The organism is Bacillus sp. RZ2MS9 (genome assembly GCF_001816185.2).
GTDB lineage: Bacteria > Bacillota > Bacilli > Bacillales > Bacillaceae_G > Bacillus_A > Bacillus_A cereus.
Genome location: NZ_CP049978.1, coordinates 1881151 through 1907689 on the forward strand (window position 1 = coordinate 1881151; position 26539 = coordinate 1907689).

Sequence of the window (26539 nt, forward strand, 5' to 3'; positions counted from 1 at the left end):
ACCGAATATAATTCAGTAAAATCCTTTGTAAAAGGGGAAATGGTATGGGGAACCCATTAACAATGGAAGAAATGCTTCATATTATTCATGCAGGGCTTGTTAAAAAGAATAACCCAAAACGGATTACGATTGCAGGTGCAGGGATTTCTGGATTAGTTGCAGGTTCTTTATTAAAAGAGGCTGGGCACGAAGTAACGATTATAGAAGCAAATAACAGAATAGGTGGCAGAGTGTATACGATTCGGGAACCATTTAGTGTGGGTTTATATTTTAATTCGGGACCGATGAGAATCCCTGATACCCATAAGTTAACCTTAGCGTATATTCATAAATTTAAACTACCTTTAAACCTTTTTATAAATAAAACTTTTGCAGATATCATTTATACGAATAACATTCAAACGAGATTGAATGTGTTTGAAAATGATCCAAGTGTACTTGAATATCCGGTTTTGGATAAAGAAAGAGGAAAAACGGCAGAAGAGCTAATGATTGAGGTATTAGAACCAATACTAAATTATATTAAGAAGGATCCTGATAAAAACTGGCTTATCGTTGAAAAAAAGTATAAAACGTATTCGCTTGGTTCATTTTTAATGGAGTATTATTCAGATGGTGCAATAGATATGATTGGGGTACTTCTTGATATGGAAGCTTATATGGGAATGTCCTTAATTGAAGTATTACGTGAAATGATTTTCTTTACTTCAACAACGAAATATTATGAAATAACTGGTGGAATGGATAAGTTATCGAATGCATTCTTACCACAATTAAGGGAACATATTTTAATGCAGTATAAGGTTGATAAAATTATACAAGAAGATAATAAAGTAATGTTACAAGGAAATCATGAACAAACGTTAGAGCAATTTACAATAACAAGTGATTTTGCTATTATTACAATTCCATTTTCAGCGTTAAGGTTTGTAGAAGTTCAGCCATACTATTTATTCTCTTATTTTAAAAAAAGAGCAATTCGTGAATTAAATTATATTGCTGCAACTAAAATTGCAATAGAGTTTAAAAGTAGATTTTGGGAGAAAGTGGGACAGTGTGGAGGTAAATCTATTACTGATTTACCGATACGTTTTACATACTATCCGAGTTATGGCATTCATACTCCAGGACCAGCTATCGTTATAGCAAGTTATACGTGGGCAGATGAGGCGTTAACATGGGATAGTCTCCCGCAAAGAGATCGTATTCGTTACGCATTAAAAAATTTAGCGGAAATATACGGTGACATCGTCTATAGTGAGTTTGTCACTGGAACATCTTTTAGCTGGAGTAAAAATCCGTATTCTTGCGGTGCATTTACAGCTTTCGAACCAGGCCAAGAGCTCGAGTTATTTCCGTATATTACACCACCATCTGGAAAAGTACACTTTGCAGGAGAGCATACGACATTAACACATGGATGGATGCAAGGGGCAATTGAGTCTGGAGTTAGAGTTGCATATGAAGTAAATGAACAGTGAATCTCTTATATTTACAAATGGTCATTCTTTTAATAAAATGATAAATATAAATCGTAATTATTACGCTTTGAATACATTTGAAGTAAAGAAATGGATGGTCGGTTGAATGAATAAAGTGGAGATTCATATATTAGGTGGTTTTTTAGGTAGTGGAAAATCAACATTATTACAAAATTTATTGTTAGCAGAGAAAAAGAAGAATAGAAAAGTTGCAGTATTAATGAATGAAATTGGTGAATACTCGGTAGATACAGATATTATTGGAAAAGAGAATGTTTTAAGAGAACTTCTTAAAGGATGTATTTGTTGTACATTAAAAGAAGAGCTTGAAATACAATTACATTCGTTATACCAACAAGAAAGACCAGATGTAATTTATATAGAAACGACAGGTGTTGCGCATCCAATTGAAGTGTTAGACGCGTGTGTCTCGCCAATTTTAGCTCCTTTTCTGGAAGTGAAATCAATTGTAGTCGTTTTAGATGCAGTAAGGTGGTTAAACCGAAGTATATTAAGTGCAAATGTACAACAGCTATTGCATGAGCAACTTAAATTTGGTAGTCACATTCTTGTTAATAAAGCAGATTTACTAACAGATGAAGATAAGAACACAGTATTTGAAGAAGTAAAGGCAATAAATGATCATGCGAAAATGTATGAGACAAAGTATTGTAATATATCTTTAAAAGATATAGAAGAAGCAGAATTTCCAAATGATGAGGAACATGAGACACTACATGTCAAACAGCATTTACATATACAAACGATGACATATCAATTTACGAAACCGATTGATCAAGACAAATTATATGAATGGCTTTCGAATTTACCAGATAGTATTTATCGAGTGAAAGGTTTTGTGAAATTCCGTGGAGATAAATACCCTCACCTATTCCAATATTCGTTCGGAGTACCAACTTTATTAGAACAAGACTTCGGTTTCCCGACAAACTTAGTAGTAATAGGAGAAGGACTAGATAAGAAACAATTGGCTGAAGGGTTAGAGAAAGTAGAACTTAACTCTAATTAAGGTGAAAAGACTAACTTAAAAAATAAGTTAGTCTTTTTGTATGATCATTACTGAAATGAAACAGTATTTTCAATTGGATTGCAGAATATATATTGATTGTATGTCCGTTTCCATTACATAGGAAGGTGATTATATATTTGTGCCGAATGTAGAGGGTACTACAAGAGTTTTCCATTATCTATCGAATTAGTTAGTCATGATTACGGACAGGGGATTTTGGCGTGTTTGATTCTATCAGAAAGTAAAGTATGGGGAGGATCACAATGTCGATGAAAAAACGTAAGTGGCTAAAGACAATGTTTACTGGTTGTGTTTTAGGTTCGTTATTAATAACGGCAGCTTGTTCAGGAAAGAAAACAAGTACAGAGGATGAAAAAACGATTAAGGTAGGAGTTCTTGCTTCTTTAACAGGACCGCTAGAATCGTATGGAAAACAAACAGTGAACGGATTTGAATTAGGGTTAGACTATGCAACTGGTGGAACTGGGAAAGTAGATGGGAAAAAGATTAAGTTTGTTGTAGAAGATACAGAAACGAAAGCTGATGTAGCAGTTAAAAAAGCTACGAAGTTATTAGAAGAAGAGAAAGTTGATTTTTTAGTTGGATCGTCTAGTTCAAGTGATACGTTAGCGGTTTTACCACTGGCCGGGGAATATGAAAAGATTATGGTTGTAGAACCGGCAGTTGCGGATAGTATTACCGGGAAGAACTGGAATAAATATATTTTTAGAACTGGAAGAAGTTCCTCACAAGATGCGATTGCAGGAGCAGCGGCAATTGCGAAAAAAGGTGTAAAGATTGCGACATTTGCCCCAGATAACGCTTTTGGTCGTGAAGGGATTGCTGCATTTAAAGCGGGTGCGAAAAAATTAGGTGCGAGCATTGTGAATGAGCAATACGCGGATACAAATTCAACAGATTTTACAGCGAATATTCAAAATATCATTAGTTCAAAACCAGATTATTTATTTATCGTTTGGGCAGGGGCAAATTCACCTTGGAAACAGTTGAAAGATATGAATGTGGAAGCGCAAGGTATTAAAATTTCTACAGGTGCGCCAGATATACCAGCATTAAAAACAATGGATGCATTAGTAGGTATGCAAGGTTTTTCTGTATATTATCACACACTTCCAAAAAATAAAGTGAATGATTGGCTAGTTGAAGAGCATAAAAAACGTTTTAATGGTGTAGTGCCAGATTTGTTTACAGCGGGAGGAATGTCAGCAGCAATTTCTATTGTAGAAGCCTTAAAGAAAACAAAAGGTGATACAGATGTAGATACCTTGATTAAGAAAATGGAAGGAATGGAATTTGATACACCGAAAGGAAAGATGAAGTTTAGAGAGAAGGACCACCAAGCGATGCAGACGCTGTATTCTATCACATTGAAAAAGCAAGATGGTGTTGATTATCCGGTGCCAGTGTTAGAGCGAGAATTAACGATGAAAGAAACAGAACCACCAGTTCAAAATAAATAGACTGAATTTTCTGTTGTTTTTGTATAAAGAGGGGGGACCCTCTTTATACATATTTCCTTCATACTCACGGCTTTAAAGGGAGGGATTTCGTGACACATTTGCTAGAGACGAAAAATCTTAGTGTATCTTTTGGTGAACATCAAGTTATTAAAGATGTAAATTTAACTGTCCAAAAAGGAAAGCTCATTTCTATTATCGGGCCAAATGGTGCGGGGAAGACAACATTATTTAATTTACTAAGTGGACAGATTTCACCTACAACAGGTGAAGTGTATTTTAAAGGGCAAGATATTACAAAACTATCGATTTCAGATCGAACACGCTTAGGAATCGGTCGCTCTTTTCAGCTTACAAACATATTCCCAGAATTAACGGTACTTGAAAATGTCCGTTTAAGTGTTCAATCATTCGTACAAGATTACTATAGTTTTTTCCCGAGTTCAGCAAAATTAAAGCAACAAGTTGGAGAGGCGAGACGTTTCTTAAAAACAGTATTACTTCACGAGAAAGAGAACATATTAGCGAAAGATTTGGCACATGGAGAGAAAAGAAAGCTAGAACTTGCGATGTTATTGGCTTTAAAAACGGATGTGTTATTACTTGATGAGCCGACGGCAGGTATTTCGGTTGAGGAAGTCCCTGCTATATTACAAGTGATTGAAAATATTAAGAAACATCCAGAGAGCACAATTGTACTTATCGAACACAAAATGGATATGATACTAGGTTTGTCAGATCATCTTATCGTTTTATTTCATGGAGAGTTATTAGCTGAAGGATTGCCAGAAGAAATTATGAAAGATGAGCGTGTACAAAGTGCTTATTTAGGGGGATTATATAGTGGCACTATTACAAGTGAATAATATAGAAACGTATTTAGATCAGTTTCATATTTTGCAAGGAGTATCTCTTGCTGTTGAGAAAGGGACGATTACTGTACTGTTTGGTAGAAATGGGGCAGGGAAAACAACGACATTACGTTCAGTGATGGGATTTCACCGCATTGCAGATGGTGAAATTTATTATGATAGTGCAAAAGTAAGTGGATTACCTACACATTTAATTTCAAGGAAAGGAATAGGGTATGTACCAGAAAATCAAGGTATTTTTCATGATTTGACAGTAGAAGAAACATTCGCTCTTGCTAGGGGAAAAGGTGAGGAAGTAGAAGGGAAAATAGAGTGGATGCTGGAACTATTTCCGGATTTAAAGCAGTTTTGGAATAAGAAAAGTGGGCTCTTGAGCGGAGGGCAAAAGCAAATGTTGGCTATTTCAAGAGCGTTTATTAATAGTGATGGATTATTACTTATTGATGAACCGAGCAAAGGGCTATCCCCGATAATGGTGGAGAAATTAATGGTAGCTATTTTGAAGATGAAAGAGAAAACAACAGTTTTACTTGTTGAGCAAAATTTTATGATGGCTAGTCAAATTGGTGATTATTTTTACATTATGGATAACGGACGAATTGTTCATAACGGTTTTATGAATGAATTAAAAAAGGATAAGGAAATGTGTCATAAATATTTAGGAATCTCTTAACATGAATCCGAGGTGAAAAGGATGGATGTGTTAATCAATTTATTTGTAAATGGGATTTCAACAGGGATGCTCATTTTTTTGTTAGCATCAGGTCTTTCACTTATTTTCGGTCTAATGAGCGTTTTAAACTTTGCACACGGTGGTTTATTTGCATGGGGAGCATTTACAGGTGTTTGGTTATTTAATATGACAGGAAGTTATATATTAGCTTTAGTTGGAGCAGTAGCCATGGGAATGTTCCTAGGATTTATTTTAGAAAGGTTTCTTATTAGACCGGTATATGGAAATCATGTTCGACAGCTGCTCGTTACGCTTGGAGGAATGCTCGTTCTTAGTGAGTGTATTAAAATATTTTGGGGGCCAAACCCTATTAGTGCAAAATTACCGTTATGGTTACAAGGAAGTTTTACATTCGGAGGTATTATATTAATTAAATATCGTCTATTTGTTATTTTGATTGGGATAATTATTTACATCGCACTACTACTATTACTCAAAAAGACGAAGATAGGTCTTATGATCCGTGCAGGTGTAATGGATAAAGAAATGGTTCAAGCGCTTGGTATTAATGTAAAAGCGATATTTTCTTTCGTCTTTTTATTAGGAGCAGGGATGGCAGCTTTGGGAGGATTCTTATTAGCACCGTATTCGGGCGTTATTTTCGCCGAGATGGGCATGCAGTATGCAATTTTAGCTTTTATAGTAGTAATTATCGGTGGATTAGGAAGCGTACAAGGTTCAGCTATTGCTTCTTTAATTGTTGGATTAGCTGGTGCTTTTACAGCGTATTTTATACCAGATTTATCACTTGCAATTAATATGTTAATGTTACTATTTTTCTTAATAGTGAAGCCAACTGGACTTGTTGGTGAAAAGGGGTGAAATGGTGAACAACACATCGGACCGAATTAAAGTATACTTCGGAGTATGTATGCTCATTTGTTTAAGTGTATTTCCGTTCGTAAATGATTCACGGAGCCTGTTAATTTTGTTCACTCAAATCTTCATCTTTGCTATTTTTGCAATGAGTTTTGATGTATTGCTTGGGTATACAGGAATTGTATCGTTCGGTCATTGTATGTTCTTTGGGATAGGAGCATATGGGGTAGCGCTTTTATTTGATCGACAAGGCGTATCAATAACGAACTTTTTAATTGGAATAGTAGCTGCAATTATCATTTCAGCAATAGTTAGTTATATAATTGGTTTACTTTCTTTACGGCTGAAAAGTCATTTTTATGCGATGCTAACACTTGCTATTTCACAGTTGTTTTTCGTACTTGCTGAAAAATGGCGTGGGCTTACTCACGGAGGAGATGGTTTTACATTTGGGGTACCAGAAATATTCCGTGATCGTTTTACTTTTTATTATGTATCACTTGTATGTTTATGCTTCATTTTTATTCTATTACGTCTTTTTACAAAGTCTTCTATTGGAAAAGTATTAAAAGCAATTTCACAAAATGAGCAACGTGTTGAAGCACTAGGATATAAAGTGCTTCATTATAAAATTATTGCTAGCATTGTTGCAGGAGTAGTAGCTGCGATTAGCGGTGGTTTATTTGTTATTACATTACGTTTTGTTAATACGACTGTATTTTCAATTGAAATGACATTAAATGCATTATTGATGACGATGATTGGTGGGGTTGGAACGTTAATTGGAGCAATTGCAGGAGCTGGAATTATTGAATCACTAAAATATTATTTATCAGAACTAGCGACGGAATATCCGATTTTTGAAAGATGGACGATTATTCTAGGTTTATTGTATATTATCGTGCTACTCGTTTTTCCGAAAGGATTGGTTGGGACAGTTAAGGGACTGAAGAATATGAAACGGAATAAGAAGGAGAAAAGCGCAGAAGTGGAGCAAAATGTGTGAAAAATCAATTGTATAGAATATGAAAATCCCTCTTTTAGATTCATAAAGGAGGGATTTTTTATTAACCAAATAGTTCATCAGGGATTTGTTTGAAAGAGTTTTGATTTGTAAAAAAATGAACAGCTAATTTCTCAACTGGAACATCTTCAATTGGTACCAATTTATCATTTTTAATCGGCAAAAAGGCTATCCCTTTTCCGTCCTGAATAAACTCTTCCATAAGCGAATAAGAATCTAATTGTTGAAGTTGACGCTGAGATAAATTATTTTCTTTTAGAAATTGTATCGTCTTATTTCTAAAAGGACACTTTTTGTCATTACTAACGAAGAAGAGTTCCTTTGAATAGTCAATGATACATTTTTCTTGATCTTTTAGTAAGCCTATAGAAATTGAAGTAGTAAATACTTTTTTAAAACCTGCACCAGAATCATCCTCATAAGTGATGACCATATCAACTTTTTGTTGCTGCAGTAATTTTGGCAAATGACTACTATTTTCTACATATATTTGATAATTCATGAAATTTTCTTTAATACGCTTACTTAAATAATTAGTCAAAATCGATTGTGACGTCGCGATTATATAAGAAGACCCACTTGTTTTAATTTTATCTTTCGCTTCTTCTAATAGAGTTAATATTTGATTCGTGTAATCTAATAAAATGTCACCAGCAGGTAACAAGGAAACACCTTTGTTATCTCTATGTAGTAAAGGCGTTTCTAATTCTTGTTCTAATTTTTTGATTCGCTCAGTTACGTTCGGTTGAACATATCCTAACTCTTTAGCAGCTTTACTAATAGAACCCTCACTGGCCACAGTTTTGAATATAATAAGATCATTTATTTCCATATATCTCAGCCCCTTATGCACTATCATTATAAATGATACCAAACATAATTTATACCTATTTTACGTTAGCTACTTATCGATTTATCATAATGTATATAAGATTGAAAGCGAGTGATAAACATGATTGGAATGCAATATAAGGTCATTTTGCCAAAGGATTATGACATGGAAATTATTAAGAAAAGGGTAAAGGATAATGGTTATAAAACTGATGGTTTCCAAGCACTAAATTTTAAAGCTTATTTAATTACGGAAACGGAGAAAGACGGGAATTTTTATAACTGCTATGCACCTTTATATATTTGGAATCGTCATGAAGGGATGAATAAATTTATCTTTGAAGGGTATTACGATAACATTTTACAATCTTTTGGATGGCAACAAATAAATATAGGTGTTCCATTAGTGGTTAATCTAAGTGATGGATTTAAGAAAAGTAGATATGTTGTTGAATATGCAGGAAGTATTTCTCAAAGTAAAACACTGATTGGGACTCAATTAAAAACGATGAATGAAAATGTACAAAACAACGAAAAGTGTTTAGGGAATGTAATCGTTTATAATCCGGATAAATGGGGGTATAGTAGGTTTAATTTTTATGAAGAGAAGCCTGAAATTGCAGTGAATAAAGGTGTTACAGTATATGAGATTTTACACATTTCACGATGAAATTTTGTTGCATATAAAAAAATAAGAAAAGGAATGAAAATCTATGCCTTTTGTGAAGATTTATTATCCTGAAAACATATTAAATGAAGAAGAGTTGGAAAAAATGGGTGAATGTATCCATCTTTCATTAATTGAACATTTTAACATCCCTGAAAATGATTATTTTCAAATGTTCTTACCCTACCAACAAAACAAATTTTTATATAATCCATATTATTTGTTGGAAAGAGGAGAAAAGAGAACAGAGAATATGATTTATGTTTCTATTACATGTGGACCGGGAAGAACGGTGCAACAGAAAAAAGATTTGTATCAATCGGTATCCTTAAAAATTACGGAATATTCCGGCGTTAAAACCTCGGATATTTTTATTACACTAAATGAGACAGCTGCTGAAAACTGGTCATTTGGTCAAGGAATAGCACAAATGGTGAAAATAAAGGGAGAAAAAAATGAAAAATGAACTTATTGAAGTACATATTAAAAAGAAAATGAGAGAAATGGCACCTGCATTTGCTCATTATAGTGAAAAGATATTATTTGAGGAAGTGTGGCGGGATGCCACTTTAACATTAAGAGAAAGAAGTTTGTGTACTGTGTCAGCACTAATCAGTCTCGGTAATACAGAACAATTACAATTTCATCTGAAGCTAGCTAAACAAAATGGGGTTATGGAGAATGAATTGGTTGCATTAATAACACATATGGCTTTTTACGTTGGTTGGCCAAAAGCTATGGCAGCTTTAAATATAGTAATGAATGAAAGGAAAAGTTAAGAATAATGATAAGTAAGAATTCATGTTTATATGAATTCTTACTTATCATTATTTATGCAATACTCTATCGATATATTTATTACATTTTTTCTTGCTTTTTTATCACTTGCGTAGTAAAGTGATAGTAAGATGAACGCTAGGAAGTGACAAAACATGCGTGATAATACGATAGGATCATTAATATGGTTACGTTTAATACGATTTACGAACCAAAGTAATCAAATGTCAAATGAGTTTTTAAAACGTTTTGATTTAACGACAGCTCAATTTGATGTGCTTTTGCAAATACGTACGTATCAACCACTAACACAAATGGAGTTAGCTGAAAAGGTAACTGTTACACAAGGTGGCATTTCTCGAATGTTAACTCGTCTTGAAAAAGAAGGATATATTGTACGAAAACAAGATTGGAAAACGAAAACAATTAGTCTTACAGAGCAAGGAGAAGCAGCTTTAGAGAGAGCATTGCCAGAGCAACTTGCATTTCAATCTTCGTTTTTTGATGATGTATTAAATGAAGAAGAGCAGAAAATATTATATGAGCTGATGACGAAAGTTCATAAGCATAGTGAGAAAAAAGAATTACCGCAAGAGTAATTTTTTTTACATTATCAATTGACTAATCAAGTGAAGGTGTAGGTAATACGTAGATATACCTGACTTACCAACGTTTTTAGAAAAAAACTAATACTACTTTATTAAAGGGGAGAGTAACTATGGAAAAATACCGTATAGATATAAGAAAAGGAATTGAGTTTGGATTATATTCAATTGGTGATCATGTTTTAAATCCACATAATGGGGAGAAAATTACGCCAGAGAAAAGAATTCACGAACTAATTGATACAGCTAAGTTAGCAGATGAGGCAGGGCTTGATGTGTTTGCTGTCGGTGAAAGTCATCAAACACATTTTACAACGCAAGCTCATACAGTTATTTTAGGTGCGGTCGCACAAGCTACGAAAAATATAAAAATTGCAAGTTCAGCAACGATATTAAGTACATCTGACCCAGTTCGAGTATATGAGGATTTCGCTACAATTGACTTGATTTCTAATGGACGTGCAGAAATTGTGGCTGGTCGTGGATCTCGTATTGGGGGATATAGTTTACTTGGTTATGACGTGAATGATTATGAAGAATTATTCGAAGAGAAGATGGATCTTTTATTAAAAATTAATAACGAGGAACATGTCACATGGAATGGACAGTTCAGAGCACCGCTCGCACATGCATCGGTTATTCCGAGAGCGAAAAATAATAACTTACCAATTTGGCGTGCGGTTGGAGGTCCACCAGCTAGTGCAATTAAAGCAGGACGCGCGGGTGTGCCAATGATGATAACAACACTTGGTGGTCCAGCAATTAACTTTAAAGTGTCAGTAGATGCTTACCGCGAGGCTGCTCAGCAAAGCGGATTTGATTCAGCTAGTTTACCAGTTGCGACAACGAGTTTATTTTATACGGCAAAAAATTCACAAGATGCACTTAGTGAATATTACCCTCACATTAATGCTGGTATGCTTACACTGCGCGGTGGTGGGTATCCGAAACAGCAATTTACAAATGCAATAGATTACCGTGATGCTTTAATGGTTGGTAGCCCACAACAAATCATTGAGAAAATGCTGTACCAATATGAATTATTTGGCCAACAACGCTTTATGGCACAAATTGATTTTGGCGGTGTACCATTTGATAAAATTGAGAAAAATATTGAATTAATTGCTACTGAAATTTTACCAGCCGTTAGAAAACATACAGCAAAATAAATAAAAAAACTGAGAGTCTAATCGACTTTCAGTTTTTTTTATTTGTTCTGGAAAAATGACAAAAAAATGAACTTTTAGTCGAGGAAGAGGGAAGTTATTTTCTATTTTTGAATAACATTATTTCGAGTTTGAATTTTAAAAATACATTTTTCTCTTGACAAAAAACAAGCGTTTATCGAGGGTAGTTTCGAGGACATTTTTTCGGGTGAAAGTCAAGTGTATGAAGAGAAAAACGATTGTTTTATAGATATAAAAGTAAGAAGTATATTGAAAAAACACATTTTGCTAATGAGAAAAATCTGATTCAAAAAAATGACAAAAGACATATTTCAGACAAAATGATGTCAATAATACGTCAAAAATAACCTGAATTTACTATGCAGGTATATTATACAATTCGATTAACGAATAAAACACTACAGAAATAGTGAAAAGGTAAAAAATAGCATTACAATAGTTTGAAAAACTGAAACTTCATATTTTTCGACAATACATACAAAATGTTTTTGTCTTTTCGTATTTCTTAATAATTGAGTTTGATAAGATTGCTCAATTAACTTTTATTATAAAAACTATGAAGGAAGTGATTTTAGTATGGAAACGCTCGAATTGGCACGAATACAGTTCGCATCAACAACGATTTTCCATTACTTTTTTGTTCCGCTGTCAATTGGTTTAGCTTTTATTATTGCGATCATGCAAACGTTGTATGTGGTAAAAGGGCAAGAAGTATATAAGAAGATGGCAAAGTTTTGGACGCAATTATTCCTTATTAACTTTGCAGTAGGTGTAGTAACAGGTATTTTACAAGAATTTCAGTTTGGTATGAACTGGTCAACGTATTCACGTTTTGTAGGTGATGTATTTGGTCCATCACTTGCGATTGAAGGATTACTGGCATTTTTCATTGAGTCTACATTCCTGGGTTTATGGGTATTCGGTGAGGATAAATTACCGAAGCGAATTCACTTAATGTGTATTTGGCTCCTTTCAATTGGAACGATGTTATCAGCATTCTGGATTTTAACTGCAAGTGCATTTATGCAGTCACCTGTCGGGTATGAAATGGCAGCTGATGGTCGTGCGCAAATGAATGATTTCTTAGCCATTATTCAAAACCCACAACTATGGGTACAATTCCCGCATACAATTACAGCGGCAATTGCAACAGGTGCATTCTTTATTGCTGGTGTAAGTGCATGGAAAATTACAAAAGGACAAGAAACTGTAGTATTTAAAAAATCTTTCCGAATTTCTATCATTGTTGGAACAATTACAACGGCGCTTGTATTATTCTTCGGTCATGCACAAGCGCAACAATTAATTAAGACACATCCAATGAAGATGGCGGCAGCTGAAGCGCTATGGAATACAAGTGAGAATCCAGCACCATTTACAGTATTTTCGAAAATTGATACAGAGAAGAAAGAAAATTCGTTTGAAATTCAAATCCCTTATATGCTAAGTCTATTATCGTATGATAAGTTTAGCGGTCAAGTTGAAGGGATGAATCAAATTCAAAAACAATATGAGGAAAAATATGGACCTGGAGATTATATTCCTCCAGTGCATACAATGTTTTGGAGTTTTAGAGCGATGGTAATGAGTGGAACATTCATGCTTCTTCTAGGAGCTTACGGATGGTTCTTATCAAGAAAAGATCGTTTAGCGGAAAAAACGTGGTATTTAAAATTAATGGTGTATGCAATTTCTCTTCCATTCATCGGTAATACAGTAGGGTGGATTATGACTGAAATGGGTCGTCAACCTTGGGTTGTATTTGGTGTAATGAAAACAGAAGATGCTGTATCACCAAATGTAACATTCGGTGAAGTATTATTCTCACTTATTTCATTCACATCAATGTATTTAATTATGGGTGGAATTTGTGTGTACTTATTTGTTCGTACCATTAAGGGCCACAAGAATAAGAAAACGAAAAAGGATTATCAAAGCCATGATCCATTTGATAAGGAGGAAGAGTATGTTATCTCTTAATGAGTTATGGTTTTTAGTTATTGCAATCTTGTTTGTTGGATTCTTCGTACTGGAAGGTTTCGACTTTGGGGTAGGAATGGTTTCGAGGTTTTTAGGAAAGAATGATTTTGAAAAACGAGTTTACTTAAATACAATAGGACCGTTCTGGCACGCGAATGAAGTATGGCTTGTTTGTGCTGGCGGAGCGATGTTTGCGGCATTTCCGCACTGGTATGCAACTTTATTTAGTGGTTTTTATATTCCATTTGTATTTATGCTTCTTGCTTTAATTTTAAGAGGTGTTTCCTTTAAATTTCGTGCGAAAATAGATAATCATAAATGGAAGAGTGCATGGGATTGGGGGATGTTTATTGGAAGTATGTTACCTCCTATCCTTTGGGGAGTTGCGATTGCAAACTTTATGGTAGGTGTACCTATTGATGAGAGTAAAAATGTTGTAGGTGGATTCTTGCAATTACTTCATCCATTTGCGTTACTTGGAGGAGTAATGTTTCTCCTACTATGTATTGTTCACGGATTACAATTTCTTACGATACGTACAACTGGTAAATTGAGAGAACGTGCACGAATTGCTGCAATAAAAATTGCACCATTTTCATTAATTACACTTCTTGTTTTTGCTGGTGTGGGGTTATGGAAAACCGACATTTTCACTGCTCATGGAACAGAATGGATTATGGTGCCAATCGGAGCTTTTGTAGCACTATTAGTGTCCACTTTATTAAATAAAAGAAGAAGAGATGGTTGGGCTTTCTTTATGACGAGTTTAACAATCATTTTACTAAGTGCGAGTGTATTTATCGGTATGTTCCCACGTGTTATGATTAGCTCTTTAGGAGCAATGAATGATTTAACAATTTACAACGCAGCATCAGGAGCTTATGCATTAAAACTTATGACTTACTTTGCGATTGCTATTTTGCCTTTCGTTATCGGAAGTCAAATATGGAGTTATTATGTATTTAGACAACCTGTTAAGTCAGACAACGATTTGGAGTACTAATGAAAAGAAAAAGAGGACTTCCGTCTTATCCCGGTAGCCGTATTTTATATGTAGTGTTAACGATTATTAGTATTTTAGAAGCTTTTAGTATTATTGCGCAAACAATCTTTTTAGCACGAGCTATTACGTTTTTATTTCATGGAGAGACAGTACAAACAATATTAAGTGAAATTGTTTATTTTGGTATCGCGTTTGCAGCGCGTCACATAGTAGTTCGAACATCACAAATATTAGTGGAACGTTTTGCTGAAAAAACAGGGTCGTTACTAAGAAAACAACTAATAGAGGCATATTTCACATTAGGTCCAAGGTATGTTCAAACTGTTGGAACTGGTCATCTGGTTACCTTATCAATTGAAGGGATTGAGAAATTTAAAACATATATTGAATTAACGATTCCTAAAATGATTAGAAGTAGCATCGTTCCAGGTCTAATTGTACTATACGTTTTTACGCTAGATATTGAGTCTGGAATCATTTTAGTTGTAACGATTCCTATCGTGATCATATTTATGATTCTTCTCGGATTGGCAGCGCAAAAAATGGCAGATAGTCAGTACGAGATATATCGTGTACTTTCGAACCATTTTGTAGATACGTTAAAAGGTTTAGAAACATTAAAGTATTTAGGGAAAAGTGAACAGCACGAAGGAAAGATTGAAAAAGTAAGTAAAAGGTATAGAAAAGCAACGATGCGTACTTTGCGAGTTGCTTTTCTTTCTTCTTTTGCATTAGATTTCTTTACGAGTTTATCAATTGCGTTTGTGGCAGTTGGATTAGGGATACGTTTAATAGATGGAACGATTATACTATTACCAGCCCTTACAATTTTGATTTTAGCTCCGGAATATTTTCTGCCGATTAAACAAGTGGGAGCAAATTATCATGCGACATTAGATGGACAAATTGCGATGGAGCAAATAGAAGAGATTTTGCAACAACAAAAAGGAATACAAAAGAAAGATTTAAATGAAGATATAGTATGGAATGCCTCTAGTAGCTTGAAATTACAAGACATCAAAGTTAATAATACTGAATCTGAAAAGGCTATATTAGAAGGAATTAATTTTACTTGGGAAGGTAACGGTGCTATTGGTGTTATTGGTGAAAGTGGTGCAGGCAAATCGACGTTAATCGACGTATTAGCAGGTTTTTTATCTCCTTCGAGTGGAAAGATGTTAGTAAATGGTGTAGAAGTTGATGGATCTACTCGTGAAGATTGGCAAAAAAATATCGCTTATATTCCGCAGCAACCTTATATTTTTCCGCTTTCATTAAAGGATAACATTCGTTTTTATGAAACAAATGCAACAGATGAAGAAGTTGAAAGAGTTATTAATGAAGTCGGCCTTCGTTCACTCGTTACATCACTTCCAAATGGGATGCACGAAAGAATTGGAGAAGGTGGACGTATGCTAAGTGGCGGACAAGAACAGCGTGTTGCTATGGCGCGTGCGCTTTTAAGTAAAAAACCAATCATTTTATTAGATGAGCCTACGGCACATCTTGATATTGAAACCGAATTTGAAATAAAGCAAGCGATGTTACGTCTATTTAATGGAAAGTTAGTATTTTTAGCAACCCACCGTCTACATTGGATGAAACAAATGGACCATATTCTTATTTTAAATAAAGGGGAAATGAAAGAAAGTGGGACGTATGAAGAACTTTTAGAGAATGAGACATTACATTTTCATAGGGAAGAGAGGGGAGAGAAATGAGTAACTGGGTTAAACCTTATATAAAACAAAATAAAGGTAGAATGACTTTAACTATTTTCCTTGGTCTTCTTGGAATTAGTTCAGGAGCGATGTTACTTTTTATTTCAGGTTATTTGATCTCAAAATCTGCCCTTAGACCAGAAAATGTAATGGCTGTATATGTTCCTATTGTTGCAACAAGAGCGTTTAGTATAGGGCAAGCTGTATTTCATTATATAGAGCGCTTAGTCGGACATGATGTCGTACTACGTATATTAGAAAAAATGAGAACGAGGCTATATAGAATAGTAGAACCACAGGCGTTATTTTTCCGTTCTCGATTTCAAACGGGTGATATGTTAGGAGTGTTATCCGAAGATATAGAGCATTTGCAAAACCTATATTTACGTACAATATTTCCTAGCATATTAGCGCTAGTTGTTTATAGTATCTTCGTACTTGTTATCGGTGCATTTGATTTTGTTTTTGCACTTATTGCAGGTTGTATGTTAGCTATTATCGTTTTTCTTCTTCCATTTGTATCATTACTTTTGATGAAGAAACATCATGTTACTTTAAAGCAAGGAAGAAACCGTTTGTATCAACAACTGACAGATGCTGTTTTTGGATTATCTGATTGGCAAGCAAGTGGTCGTAAAGATGAATTTATTAATGAGTATGTAAAACAAAATGATCAGTTGTTAAAAATCGAAAAGAGAGTGAAACGCTGGTATCATATTCGGGACAGTATCATTCAATTAGTAGTAGGTATTGTAGTTATTTCGATGATCATATGGACTGGGAATGAAGCGGCAAGTGAACAAATTGCTCCTACAGTTATCGCAGCTTTCATATTAATGACTTTATCTGTAACGAACGCGCTTATTCCTATTGCAGATGCCATCGATCGAATACCGTCGTATGTAGAATCTACCCATCGTCTTAATGGCGTAGAAAGTGATAGTGTTTTACATGATGAAACGGATTTGCATGGAGAGAAAGATTATATTGAACCAAAACATGTAGATATTGAACTGAATCACGTATCGTATAGTTATCCAGATAGTAATGAGATTGTATTAAAAGATGTATCATTACAAATAAAAGCAGGGAAGAAAATTGCTATTTTAGGGAGAAGTGGGACAGGGAAATCTACTTTACTAAAATTGTTAACAGGGGCGTTAAGCCCAGTAAATGGCCAAGTTGTACTAAATGGTGAACGAGCTCATACGAATCTTTTATCTAAATATATTTCTGTATTAAATCAAAAGCCGCATTTGTTTGATACGACAATTGGAAATAATGTACGAATTGGCAAACCAGAGGCGACGGATGAAGAGATATGGAAAGCTTTAGAGAAAGCACAATTAGCTTCACATGTTACTTCTCTTCCAGACGGATTACAAACAAAAATGCATGAAATGGGAAAGCGGTTTTCTGGTGGAGAAAGACAAAGGGTTGCTTTTGCTAGAACTCTTATGCAAGAAACACCAATTATTGTACTTGATGAACCGACTATCGGTTTAGATCCAAAAACAGAATTGTCTTTAATTGAAACAATGTTTTCTGCAACGGAAGAAAAGACGGTTATTTGGATTACGCACCATCTTGTAGGAATAGAACATGTAGACGAAGTTATATTCCTTGATCGTGGCCAAATTGTCATGCAAGGTAGTCATAAACAACTTCTGAAAGAAAATGAAAAGTATCGTAAACTTTATGAGTTAGATAAAGGAATATAATTTGAATAAGCAATAATTGTAAAAATAGCTACGCCTAATGGTGGAGCTATTTTTTTTGTTAGATTGCAGGTGTATATGATTGTTACGAATTAAAAATGAATTTCATATTATACATATAATGGAGGGGATGTACATGAAGGAGCAATATAAAATCATTGTTTTAAGTGATGAATTATCAGGGGATAGGATTCGAAATACGTTAGACAAAAATAAATGTAAAACAATAGTTCATGTTGTGGACGTTTCAGATGTTGTTCGTCTAGAAAGTTCTTTTCAATATATAGTCATTTGGAGAGGGGACGCAGAAAAACTTACAAATGACTTGATAAATAGGGGCGTGCAAAGTTCAAAAATTATTAATTTAACAAAATACATGTATGAATGGAAGGATAAATTAATTTCTATCTATCAAATAAATCCGGATCTTATGTCTTTATACATTTCTATGAAAAAAGCAAAGAGTGATCCGACGTATGAATTGTTTGCTACCGGTTTGTCTTATCCGCATTGTGGCATAAGTACGGAGCTTCTCTCAAAAAAGTCAATAAAATTAACACTTCCATCGCAAGATCTATACTATGATTATTTAATAGCGTCACAACTTTTATCAAACAATCATTCATTTCAATATTGTTTAATAGGAATAGCCTATTTCTCGTTTTACTTTGATATGTCGTTATCCTCCGAATCATATAGAATTCACAAAGTATATTATCCATTGTTTCAAGATGGTCATCATACTGTAGTTCACTCTCCTCTACCCACTGATGGATTCTCCCATCTAAATACTCCGAAACCACTTCTTTCTATTTTTAATTTGCATTTTGAATATATTTTATTAGATGAACTAAAAGATGAATCATTGATACTGCCTTGGATAAATGCTGAATGGAATACTACTCCTCTTCATATTCCTTTTGAAGAACACGGGAAAATAAGAGCAGCTTCACATGCTAAATTGGCGTATCCTCAAACTTTAGTTGAAAATAAAATAATTTTTAAAAAATATTTAGAATTACTGTTAAAAAATGATATAAAACCATTAATTGTTGTATTCCCAGTTACTTCACATTATTTCAATTGTAGTAGTAAGAAATTAAAAGAAGATTTTTATAAAGTTATAAATGATTTTCAAACTCAATATTCTTTTCAAATTATAGATCTATTTGATTCACCATTATTTTGTGATGATGATTTTTATGATAGTGATCATATGAATAAAAAAGGTGCAAATAAAATGTCCGCATTATTAAATATGTTTATTCAGGAACGAAAAGTATGATAATTTGTTTCATGTTTGCATAAAAGTATATAGGCTCCATACAGTTAAAGTAATGTGATTTTTGTGTCGCGTATATAAATAATATGCGAAGAGGTGAGAGAGTTAAAATGAGAACTCGTATTGAAAGAACTGAAGAGGTGGTAGAGCAACTTCCGTTGGTAAGTGTATTAATTCCTACGTATAATCGTCCTCGTTACTTTGAAAAGGCGCTATGTAGTGTGTTAGAACAAACGTACCCTAATATAGAAATTATAGTTGGAGATGACAGCACGAATGATGAAACAGAAAAAGTGTTACAAAAATACTTATGTGATCATTCAAATATTATTTATATAAAAAATAGATCAACTCTCGGACAATTTGAAAATGCGCTAATGTTATTTAATGAAGCGAACGGTGAATATATAAATTTTTTAATGGATGATGATGTATTTCATGTGAATAAAATTGAAAAAATGATGAAGTATTTTTTCGATGATTTAGATAATGAAATTAAGCTTGTAACATCTCATCGTCAAGTCATTGATGATAAAGGGAAAGAGCTACGACATATTTATTCGACTGTCCGTTTATTTGAAGAGGATACCATTATAGCGGGAACAGAATTAGGAAATAAGGTAATTGTGGATCAAAAAAATTATATTGGAGAACCGACAACAGTTTTATTTCGTAAAAATGATTTACAAGAACCGTTTGGGATTTTTGATAAGAGGCGGTATTTATGTAACGTAGATATAGCTTCATGGTTATCTTTATTAAGTAAAGGAAAAGCTGTATATATAGCAGAGACACTTAGTTACTTTCGATTACATCCAGATCAACAGTTAAATGAATCTAATAAAATGATGGATGGGTTAGAAGATTTTTCACACAGTATTATAGCAGGAGAACAATATGGTTTCTTATCCACTGAAAAAGAGTTAGACAAAGCGATAACTAATTTTCTAGATTATGCAAGAAGGATAGTTCCATCATCAATATTATATACATTAGACTATTACCAAAAAATTAGAGCGAAGAAAATAAACATAGAAAAGAAAAAACAACATATAAATAATAATTCTTCTTTACCGAAAGTAAGTATACTTATTCCTGCATACAATAGACCTTATTACTTGGAATTAGCACTCAACAGCGCTTTGAATCAAACATATGAAAATATTGAAATTATTATTTCTGACGACAGTACAAATAATGAAGTCAATGCTATGATTCAACCGTACTTACGTGAATATGAGTGTATTACATATGTAAAAAATGAAACGCCGTTAGTTGCCGAAAACTTTAATAAGTGTGTAGAACTTGCGAATGGGGACTATATAAACTTTTTATTAGATGATGATTTATTTCATCATGAAAAGATCGAGAGAATGATGAAATACTTTTTGGCGTTAGAAAATATTTCATTTGTGACGTCATATCGTGAACTGATTGATGAGAATGGAGAGATATTACCACCTTCAACATTAAATATGAAAATCGCGAAAGAAACTACACTTTTTGAAGGAAAAGAATTAGGGAATTATATGTTAAAAAACTTGAAAAATGTAGTTGGTGAGCCGACAACTGTTTTGTTTAATCGGAATTTGTTTGACGGGAAGTTTGGATATTTTAAAGGAAAGGCTTATTCTGCTATTAATGACATTGCAACTTGGCTAGATATGATGAGGAAAGGAAAAGTAGTTTATATACATGAACCTCTTAGTTATTTTAGACAGCATAGTGGACAAAATCAAAAACAAATGCATTTTATTTTAATGACAATTGAAGAGTGGATTGAATTAATTATAGATGCATATAATAGTGGGTTTTTAAGCTCCGAAAGTGAGTATAAAGAGAGTTTATCTTATTGTTTAGAAAATGCGGGATTTATAGTTAAGGATGCAGTAAGAAATGGCGAACTAGATCAAATTTATAATGAAAAGATAAAAAAAGGCTTAAACAAGTTAGTTGCTCATATGTTTGAGAAAGAATGTTGTTATTGTCAATATTGCAATCAACAATTTGAAAAATTTTCACCTTGGCCAGCACATTATGATTTTCCGAAATATAAATTTGAAATGTGGAATAAAGATACAGGGATATGTCCAGTTTGTAATTCGATGGATCGTGAAAGATTGTACCGTGCGTACATTGAAACGGAAACGGACTTGTTAAATAGAAACTATACAATGCTTCATATTGCACCTGAAGCAAAGTTAAGAGATTGGTTTAACGAGTATAAAAATATTACGTATGTATGTGGTGACTTAGAACCAAAGGATCCATTAATGAAGGAAATTGATGTTACAAGAATTACATATGATAGTAATACTTTTGATGTAATATTATGTAGCCATGTGTTAGAACACGTTCCTGATGATGACAAAGCAATGCGAGAGTTATATAGAGTGTTAAAGCCAAATGGATGGGGAATTATTCAAGTACCAATCGTAATGAATGTAGATTTTATTATAGAGAATGAATTAATTGTAACACCACAATTGAGGAAATTAGCTTTTGGTCAAGAAGATCATGTGAGAATTTACAATCAATCGGGATTTATTCAACGATTAATGAATGCAGGATTTAAGGTAGAATTATATAACATAGCGGAAAAACAAGGAATGAAAAGTGCTAGGAAATTTGGATTATCTGAAACAGATATGCTCTATATTGTCCGAAAATGATAGGAAGGAATAGATAGATATGGAGAATATTCCTTTTTTACGTGCTTCAACTGTACCTGTAAGTGAGTATTTGGACGAATTGAAGGAAATTGATACATCTCACATATATACGAATTATGGACCTATAAATCAACGTTTTGAGGAAACAATTATGTCGTCATTTTTTCAAAACAGGGGAGCTGTTACAACAGTAGCAAACGCAACGTTAGGGTTAATGGCGGCTATTCAACTAAAGAAAAGAAGAAAGGGAAAGTATGCTCTCATGCCTAGCTTTACATTCCCTGCGACTGCCTTAGCCGCTATTTGGTGTGGATTGGAACCTTACTTTATTGATATTTCAATAGATGATTGGTATATGGATAAAACCGTACTTTTGGATAAGATAGAAGAATTAAAAGAAGAAGTTGCGATTGTTGTCCCGTACGCCACTTTTGGATCATGGATGAACTTAGAAGAATATGAAGAATTAGAGAAGAAGGGGATTCCGGTTGTCGTAGATGCGGCGCCGGGATTTGGATTAATGAATGGAGGGATGCATTACGGTCAAGATTTTAGTGGAATGATCGTATATAGCTTTCATGCAACAAAGCCATTCGGAATTGGTGAAGGAGGGCTCATATATAGTAAAAACGAAGAAGATATACAACGTATTAAAAGAATGGGGAATTTCGGATTTGATAAAAATCGTGAATGTACGATGATGGGGTTTAATTGTAAAATGTCTGAATACGCAGCAGCTATTGGGATTGCGACTATAAAAAAGTGGGATCAAAAATTAAAAGAACGTACCCGTATTTCTGAATGGTATAAACAGTTGTTACAAAATACTGGGTTAATGAAAAAAGGGTGGAAAGTCCAAAAGACAGAAGCAGTTATTCACCAATTTATGCCTATCATTTGTCCAGAAGAAGTTCGCAACATACAAGTAATTGAAGAACTGAAAAAACAGAAAATAGAAGCTAGATTATACTTTTCACCATCTTGCCACCAACAAGTTCTTTTTAAAAACTATAAGTCGACAGATTTAACAAAAACGAATAAAATAGTAAAACGAATCGTAAGTTTACCTTTATGGGAAGGAATGACGAAAGAACTAGTAGAGCAAATTGTAATCTGTTTAGAGCAGAAGGTGGTGTCGGTAGATGAATAGTTTTTATAGTCAAGAAGAACTAAAGGAAATTGGATTTTTATCTGTTGGGAAAAATGTATTGGTTAGTAAAAAAGCAAGTATATATAATCCGAGTGCTATATCAGTTGGCAATCATGTAAGAATTGATGATTTTTGCATTTTAAGTGGTAAAATCACAATTGGAAGTTATTCGCACATATCAGCGTATACAGCGTTATATGGAGGGGAAGTTGGGATTGAAATGCATGATTTTGCAAACATCTCAGCTAAAACAATCGTATATGCAGTACTTGATGATTTCAGTGGAAATACATTAATGGGGCCAACCGTCCCGAATCAATATAGGAATGTGAAAGCAGAAAAAGTTATTTTTAAAAAACATGTGATTATTGGTGCTAATTCTATTATTTTTCCAAATGTAATTGTAGGAGAAGGTACGGCAGTCGGCGCGATGAGTATGGTAAAAGAGAGTTTAGATGATTGGTATATTTACGCTGGAGTTCCCGTAAGGAAAGTAAAACCTCGTCAAAAAAAGATGCTAGAGTTAGAAATTGATTTTTTAAAAAGCATTTATTCTTAACAAAAAAGAATGAATGCTTTTTATTTTTATCCCGCTATTTGCCGATAAAGAGTCGACTGGTGAGGGCTAATTAAAGTTTCACTTTATGATAGAGCAGAGTGTATCTTAACTTATTATGTTTTAAATTTTGCTGACCAAGGCAATACTGAGCCATAGTGAATGTAAAGTTGGAGGGCGAGCGTATATGTTTGATGAGGATGGGATTGTTTTAATTATGGAACCAGCTGATGAAAGAAATTTGAGGAGATTTATTTTTTCAGTGCCAAAGTCAGTGTATGAAAAGAAGGGGCTTACATTACACTATGGAACAGCTATAGGACAAGGGTATATGGATATAATTGAAGATATTATAAGCGTGCATATAGAAATAGATGTTGTAACGATAATAGGGCATGTAAGAGGGTAAATAGCTATTTGAAAAAGGTTATAAACAATTTAGCTAGAAGTTATGTATAGAGAAAATTACAGACAATTATAAGGACGAAGGGGGTCTAAAATGAAAATAAAATCAATTGTATTAGTATTCATAGTTTCAATTGGTTTAATGGGATGTTCAATAGTGGAAGAAGGAAAGAACTCCATAGATTATGCTCAAAAGGCGACAGACTATGTAAATGAAATAAGTGCATTTGCAAATGATGCACCAGCATTAGCAGAAAAGGCCGTTAATGATAGCGAGGCTCGAAAAGAATTAGAAACGAAGCTTAGTGAAATTAAACAAGATATACCCGCATTCAATGAATTAACGCCACCTGATGTAGCAAAGGATCTTCATCAACAAATCGTCGGATATAACGAAAAGTTAAATACGTTAATTGATACGGCGAAGACAAAGATAGAAGAAGGCAAAGTGGATGTAGAGCAATTTAAAAACTCTGAGCTTATGCAGACGGTAGATCAAGTTCGAGATTTGAAAGATAAAGTGCAAAATTTAGGTCAATAGTAAAAAGCTCCGTTTGTGATAAACGGAGCTTTTTACTATTGGATACAATAAACGATTACACCAACGATAATAATCATGTTGCCGATGAGTTTACGTTTCGTTATTTTTTCTCCTAGGAAATACCAACCAAAAATTAATATGATGATATAACTTAAGGATTCTAATGCTGATGCTTGTTTTAATGCCATGCCCTTCATGGCGATAACATTTAATCCGGCGTTAATTACAAATAAAGAGTAGCCGATAATAACATAAGGATTCACATATTCTTTTATTCTAGAATCGTATTGTTGCAAAGTAGCTTTTTTTAATAATATTTGTGAGTAATTAGCTAAAATTATCCCGAAAATAAATAATAACATATAACTATTCATCTTTTGTCACCACCACAATCCCGACGATAATAATAGCTGCACCAAGTAAATGATTCCACTGAATAGTATCTCCAAATAGAAATACTGACCAAAGCATTGACCACAGTATAATAATTCCGCGATGTGAATATGCTTTTGAAATTTCGAAATGTTTAATTACTTGTTGCCATAAAATTGCATATCCGAATAAAAGTATAACTAGTCCGAAATAAGCAACAAAAAATGAGATGGAAGCAATGGGGAATTTAGCTGCCCATTTCATGTAAACCATAATGATAGAATATATCAAAAAAGCTACATGTAAAAATACGTAATTTTTAATAGTTGGTTTCATTTATTCACTCTCTTTTGCATATAAATATATATTTATACCTAATTTTTCTAATGATATATATTGGAACGTATTTTGTTTAACCTTTCACATTCCAAATTATATAGTATCATGGCTTTTATTGTAAAACAATAGAAGCTATCTATGAATTCATTTTTTCCAAGGTTCTACAATATGTATCGTTTTATTTGTTGCATCCAACTCTACTTGAACACCGATAGGTATGGTAATCATGGGATGTGTATGACAACAATCGAAGTCAGCTAGAAAAGGAATTCTTTGATTTTGAAGTACTTCTAATAGTATTTCAAAAGGTTTTCGATTTGTACCACAATCATCAAATTGCTCATGTTTTCCAAGAATGATACCTGAAATTTTATCGAATACACCGTTAATTTTAAGTAATGAAAAGCTTCTTTCAATAGTAGCTGCATCTTTTGAACTGTCCTCAATGAAGAGAATGTCGCCTTCTTGAATATGTGGCATATAGGGGCTACCCAAAATTCCTTGTATCGTGTTTAAATTCCCGCCAATAATACGCCCAGTAGCTTTTCCATCAATTACTGAAATCCAATCGTTTGGTCGAAGTTCTTTCTCCTTCGTCTTTTCTTCCCAATTAATAAATTCATCTGACCAAAATAATGGTTGTTTTATATGATAAGGAAGAGAATGATCATGTAGTAAAGTTTCAGCAAAATATTTGTATGTGCAATCAACAAAAGGTTCAAATTCGCCAAAGGAAGGGACGAGAGCTGGTCCATAAAATGTAGGGATTCCTGTTTTGGCGTAAATTCCTAGTAATAAAGCAGTTGCATCTGAATACCCAATCATTATTTTAGGGTTCTTTAGAAAAGCATCATAATCAATATAAGGTAATATTGAATTTGAATTCATCCCACCAATTGTTGACATAATACAAGAAACATTAGGATTTCTTATCAAGACATTTAGCTCCTCAGCACGCTCTTGTATACTACCAGAACGATAAAAATCATATCGACCTGTTAATGAACCTTCTAATATATGAAACCCTTTCTGTTGTAAGTAAGATTTTGCTCGTTCAAATCTTTTTGGAGAAGTGTAGGTTACTGGTGAAGAAGGGGAGTAGATCCCAATTGTGTCTCCGTATTTTAATGATTTTGGAAGTAGCATTTGTATGAATCCCTTCTATTAAATAGTTTATCTCGCTATTTGACGGGTAGCCCGATTGGTGGGGCTGATTAAAGTTTCGCTTTATTTACGAGATTTTATTATTGAATATTCTTACGTTTCAATATTGTAAGTTTAACATAAATAAATTAA

26 protein-coding genes are annotated in these 26539 nt (G+C 33.7%); 22 read left to right on the forward strand and 4 right to left on the reverse strand.

Annotated elements, in window-relative coordinates; all coding sequences use genetic code 11:
• Window positions 1–44 precede the first annotated feature (44 nt).
• The 7 genes from BHV55_RS09715 to BHV55_RS09745 all read left to right on the forward strand — a co-directional run bounded on the left by BHV55_RS09715 (window position 45) and on the right by BHV55_RS09745 (window position 7419).
• Window positions 45–1481, forward strand: coding sequence for a flavin monoamine oxidase family protein (locus tag BHV55_RS09715; protein WP_070757562.1), 1437 nt, complete (start codon window positions 45–47; stop codon window positions 1479–1481).
• 106 nt (window positions 1482–1587) lie between these two features.
• Window positions 1588–2511: a CobW family GTP-binding protein gene (locus BHV55_RS09720; protein WP_001044941.1), complete on the forward strand. Its 924-nt coding sequence runs from the start codon at window positions 1588–1590 to the stop codon at window positions 2509–2511.
• 263 nt (window positions 2512–2774) lie between these two features.
• Window positions 2775–3992 carry a substrate-binding domain-containing protein gene (locus BHV55_RS09725; protein ID WP_000062005.1) on the forward strand — a complete coding sequence of 406 codons (1218 nt, stop codon included), beginning with the start codon at window positions 2775–2777 and terminating at the stop codon, window positions 3990–3992.
• Window positions 3993–4081: 89 nt separating this feature from the next.
• Entirely contained in the window at window positions 4082–4855 is a 774-nt protein-coding gene (locus BHV55_RS09730) for an ABC transporter ATP-binding protein (protein ID WP_000149337.1), read from the forward strand.
• Window positions 4833–5534, forward strand: coding sequence for an ABC transporter ATP-binding protein (locus BHV55_RS09735; protein WP_001196696.1), 702 nt, complete (start codon window positions 4833–4835; stop codon window positions 5532–5534). Before BHV55_RS09730 ends, BHV55_RS09735 begins: the two co-directional genes overlap by 23 nt.
• Before the next feature lie 21 nt (window positions 5535–5555).
• Window positions 5556–6416 carry a branched-chain amino acid ABC transporter permease gene (locus BHV55_RS09740; RefSeq protein ID WP_000382787.1) on the forward strand — a complete coding sequence of 287 codons (861 nt, stop codon included), beginning with the start codon at window positions 5556–5558 and terminating at the stop codon, window positions 6414–6416.
• A 49-nt stretch (window positions 6417–6465) separates the two neighbouring features.
• A complete protein-coding gene (locus tag BHV55_RS09745) occupies window positions 6466–7419 on the forward strand; it encodes a branched-chain amino acid ABC transporter permease (RefSeq protein ID WP_048568923.1) in 954 nt (317 codons plus the stop codon).
• 61 nt (window positions 7420–7480) lie between these two features.
• Here the strand turns inward: BHV55_RS09745 and BHV55_RS09750 are convergent, their stop codons facing one another.
• A complete protein-coding gene (locus BHV55_RS09750; RefSeq protein ID WP_065704346.1) occupies window positions 7481–8269 on the reverse strand; it encodes a LysR family transcriptional regulator in 789 nt (262 codons plus the stop codon).
• A gap of 120 nt (window positions 8270–8389) precedes the next feature.
• On the opposite strand from BHV55_RS09750, the gene BHV55_RS09755 reads away from it, so the two are divergent.
• The 15 genes from BHV55_RS09755 to BHV55_RS09825 all read left to right on the forward strand — a co-directional run bounded on the left by BHV55_RS09755 (window position 8390) and on the right by BHV55_RS09825 (window position 24532).
• A complete protein-coding gene (locus BHV55_RS09755; protein ID WP_070757560.1) occupies window positions 8390–8938 on the forward strand; it encodes a DUF4865 family protein in 549 nt (182 codons plus the stop codon).
• Between the two features lie 43 nt (window positions 8939–8981).
• A complete protein-coding gene (locus BHV55_RS09760; protein ID WP_001117234.1) occupies window positions 8982–9401 on the forward strand; it encodes a tautomerase family protein in 420 nt (139 codons plus the stop codon).
• On the forward strand, window positions 9391–9714 hold the full coding sequence (locus BHV55_RS09765; RefSeq protein WP_000787197.1) for a carboxymuconolactone decarboxylase family protein: 324 nt from the start codon (window positions 9391–9393) through the stop codon (window positions 9712–9714). Before BHV55_RS09760 ends, BHV55_RS09765 begins: the two co-directional genes overlap by 11 nt.
• Window positions 9715–9867: 153 nt before the next feature.
• The gene (locus BHV55_RS09770) at window positions 9868–10311 is read left to right on the forward strand and encodes a MarR family winged helix-turn-helix transcriptional regulator (protein ID WP_001205523.1); all 444 of its coding nucleotides are present in this window, start codon (window positions 9868–9870) and stop codon (window positions 10309–10311) included.
• A gap of 119 nt (window positions 10312–10430) precedes the next feature.
• On the forward strand, window positions 10431–11486 hold the full coding sequence (locus BHV55_RS09775) for an LLM class flavin-dependent oxidoreductase (RefSeq protein WP_000417535.1): 1056 nt from the start codon (window positions 10431–10433) through the stop codon (window positions 11484–11486).
• Window positions 11487–12080: 594 nt separating this feature from the next.
• Window positions 12081–13484 carry a cytochrome ubiquinol oxidase subunit I gene (cydA, locus tag BHV55_RS09780; protein ID WP_070757558.1) on the forward strand — a complete coding sequence of 468 codons (1404 nt, stop codon included), beginning with the start codon at window positions 12081–12083 and terminating at the stop codon, window positions 13482–13484.
• Window positions 13471–14487, forward strand: coding sequence for a cytochrome d ubiquinol oxidase subunit II (gene cydB, locus BHV55_RS09785; protein WP_000950083.1), 1017 nt, complete (start codon window positions 13471–13473; stop codon window positions 14485–14487). Before cydA ends, cydB begins: the two co-directional genes overlap by 14 nt.
• Window positions 14487–16208 (forward strand): thiol reductant ABC exporter subunit CydD, encoded by a 1722-nt coding sequence (cydD, locus tag BHV55_RS09790; RefSeq protein WP_058840158.1) that lies wholly within the window; start codon window positions 14487–14489, stop codon window positions 16206–16208. Before cydB ends, cydD begins: the two co-directional genes overlap by 1 nt.
• A complete protein-coding gene (gene cydC, locus BHV55_RS09795; protein ID WP_070757556.1) occupies window positions 16205–17929 on the forward strand; it encodes a thiol reductant ABC exporter subunit CydC in 1725 nt (574 codons plus the stop codon). The genes cydD and cydC overlap by 4 nt, the downstream gene beginning before the upstream one ends.
• Window positions 17930–18062: 133 nt before the next feature.
• On the forward strand, window positions 18063–19211 hold the full coding sequence (locus BHV55_RS09800) for a hypothetical protein (protein ID WP_061139432.1): 1149 nt from the start codon (window positions 18063–18065) through the stop codon (window positions 19209–19211).
• 107 nt (window positions 19212–19318) lie between these two features.
• Entirely contained in the window at window positions 19319–21880 is a 2562-nt protein-coding gene (locus BHV55_RS09805; protein ID WP_070757554.1) for a glycosyltransferase, read from the forward strand.
• Between the two features lie 19 nt (window positions 21881–21899).
• On the forward strand, window positions 21900–23030 hold the full coding sequence (locus tag BHV55_RS09810; protein WP_070757552.1) for a DegT/DnrJ/EryC1/StrS aminotransferase family protein: 1131 nt from the start codon (window positions 21900–21902) through the stop codon (window positions 23028–23030).
• Entirely contained in the window at window positions 23023–23589 is a 567-nt protein-coding gene (locus tag BHV55_RS09815; protein WP_070757550.1) for an acyltransferase, read from the forward strand. Before BHV55_RS09810 ends, BHV55_RS09815 begins: the two co-directional genes overlap by 8 nt.
• Window positions 23590–23773: 184 nt before the next feature.
• On the forward strand, window positions 23774–23995 hold the full coding sequence (locus tag BHV55_RS09820) for a hypothetical protein (protein WP_000459099.1): 222 nt from the start codon (window positions 23774–23776) through the stop codon (window positions 23993–23995).
• A gap of 90 nt (window positions 23996–24085) precedes the next feature.
• Entirely contained in the window at window positions 24086–24532 is a 447-nt protein-coding gene (locus BHV55_RS09825; RefSeq protein ID WP_000695229.1) for a DUF6376 family protein, read from the forward strand.
• 35 nt (window positions 24533–24567) lie between these two features.
• On the opposite strand, the gene BHV55_RS09830 is transcribed toward BHV55_RS09825, so the two are convergent.
• The 3 genes from BHV55_RS09830 to BHV55_RS09840 all read right to left on the reverse strand — a co-directional run bounded on the left by BHV55_RS09830 (window position 24568) and on the right by BHV55_RS09840 (window position 26389).
• The gene (locus BHV55_RS09830; protein WP_001089868.1) at window positions 24568–24906 is read right to left on the reverse strand and encodes an EamA family transporter; all 339 of its coding nucleotides are present in this window, start codon (window positions 24904–24906) and stop codon (window positions 24568–24570) included.
• Entirely contained in the window at window positions 24899–25240 is a 342-nt protein-coding gene (locus BHV55_RS09835) for an EamA family transporter (RefSeq protein ID WP_000805125.1), read from the reverse strand. Before BHV55_RS09835 ends, BHV55_RS09830 begins: the two co-directional genes overlap by 8 nt.
• Window positions 25241–25387: 147 nt before the next feature.
• Complete coding sequence (locus BHV55_RS09840; RefSeq protein ID WP_000926324.1) at window positions 25388–26389, reverse strand: S66 family peptidase; 1002 nt, start codon at window positions 26387–26389, stop codon at window positions 25388–25390.
• Window positions 26390–26539: the final 150 nt, after the last annotated feature.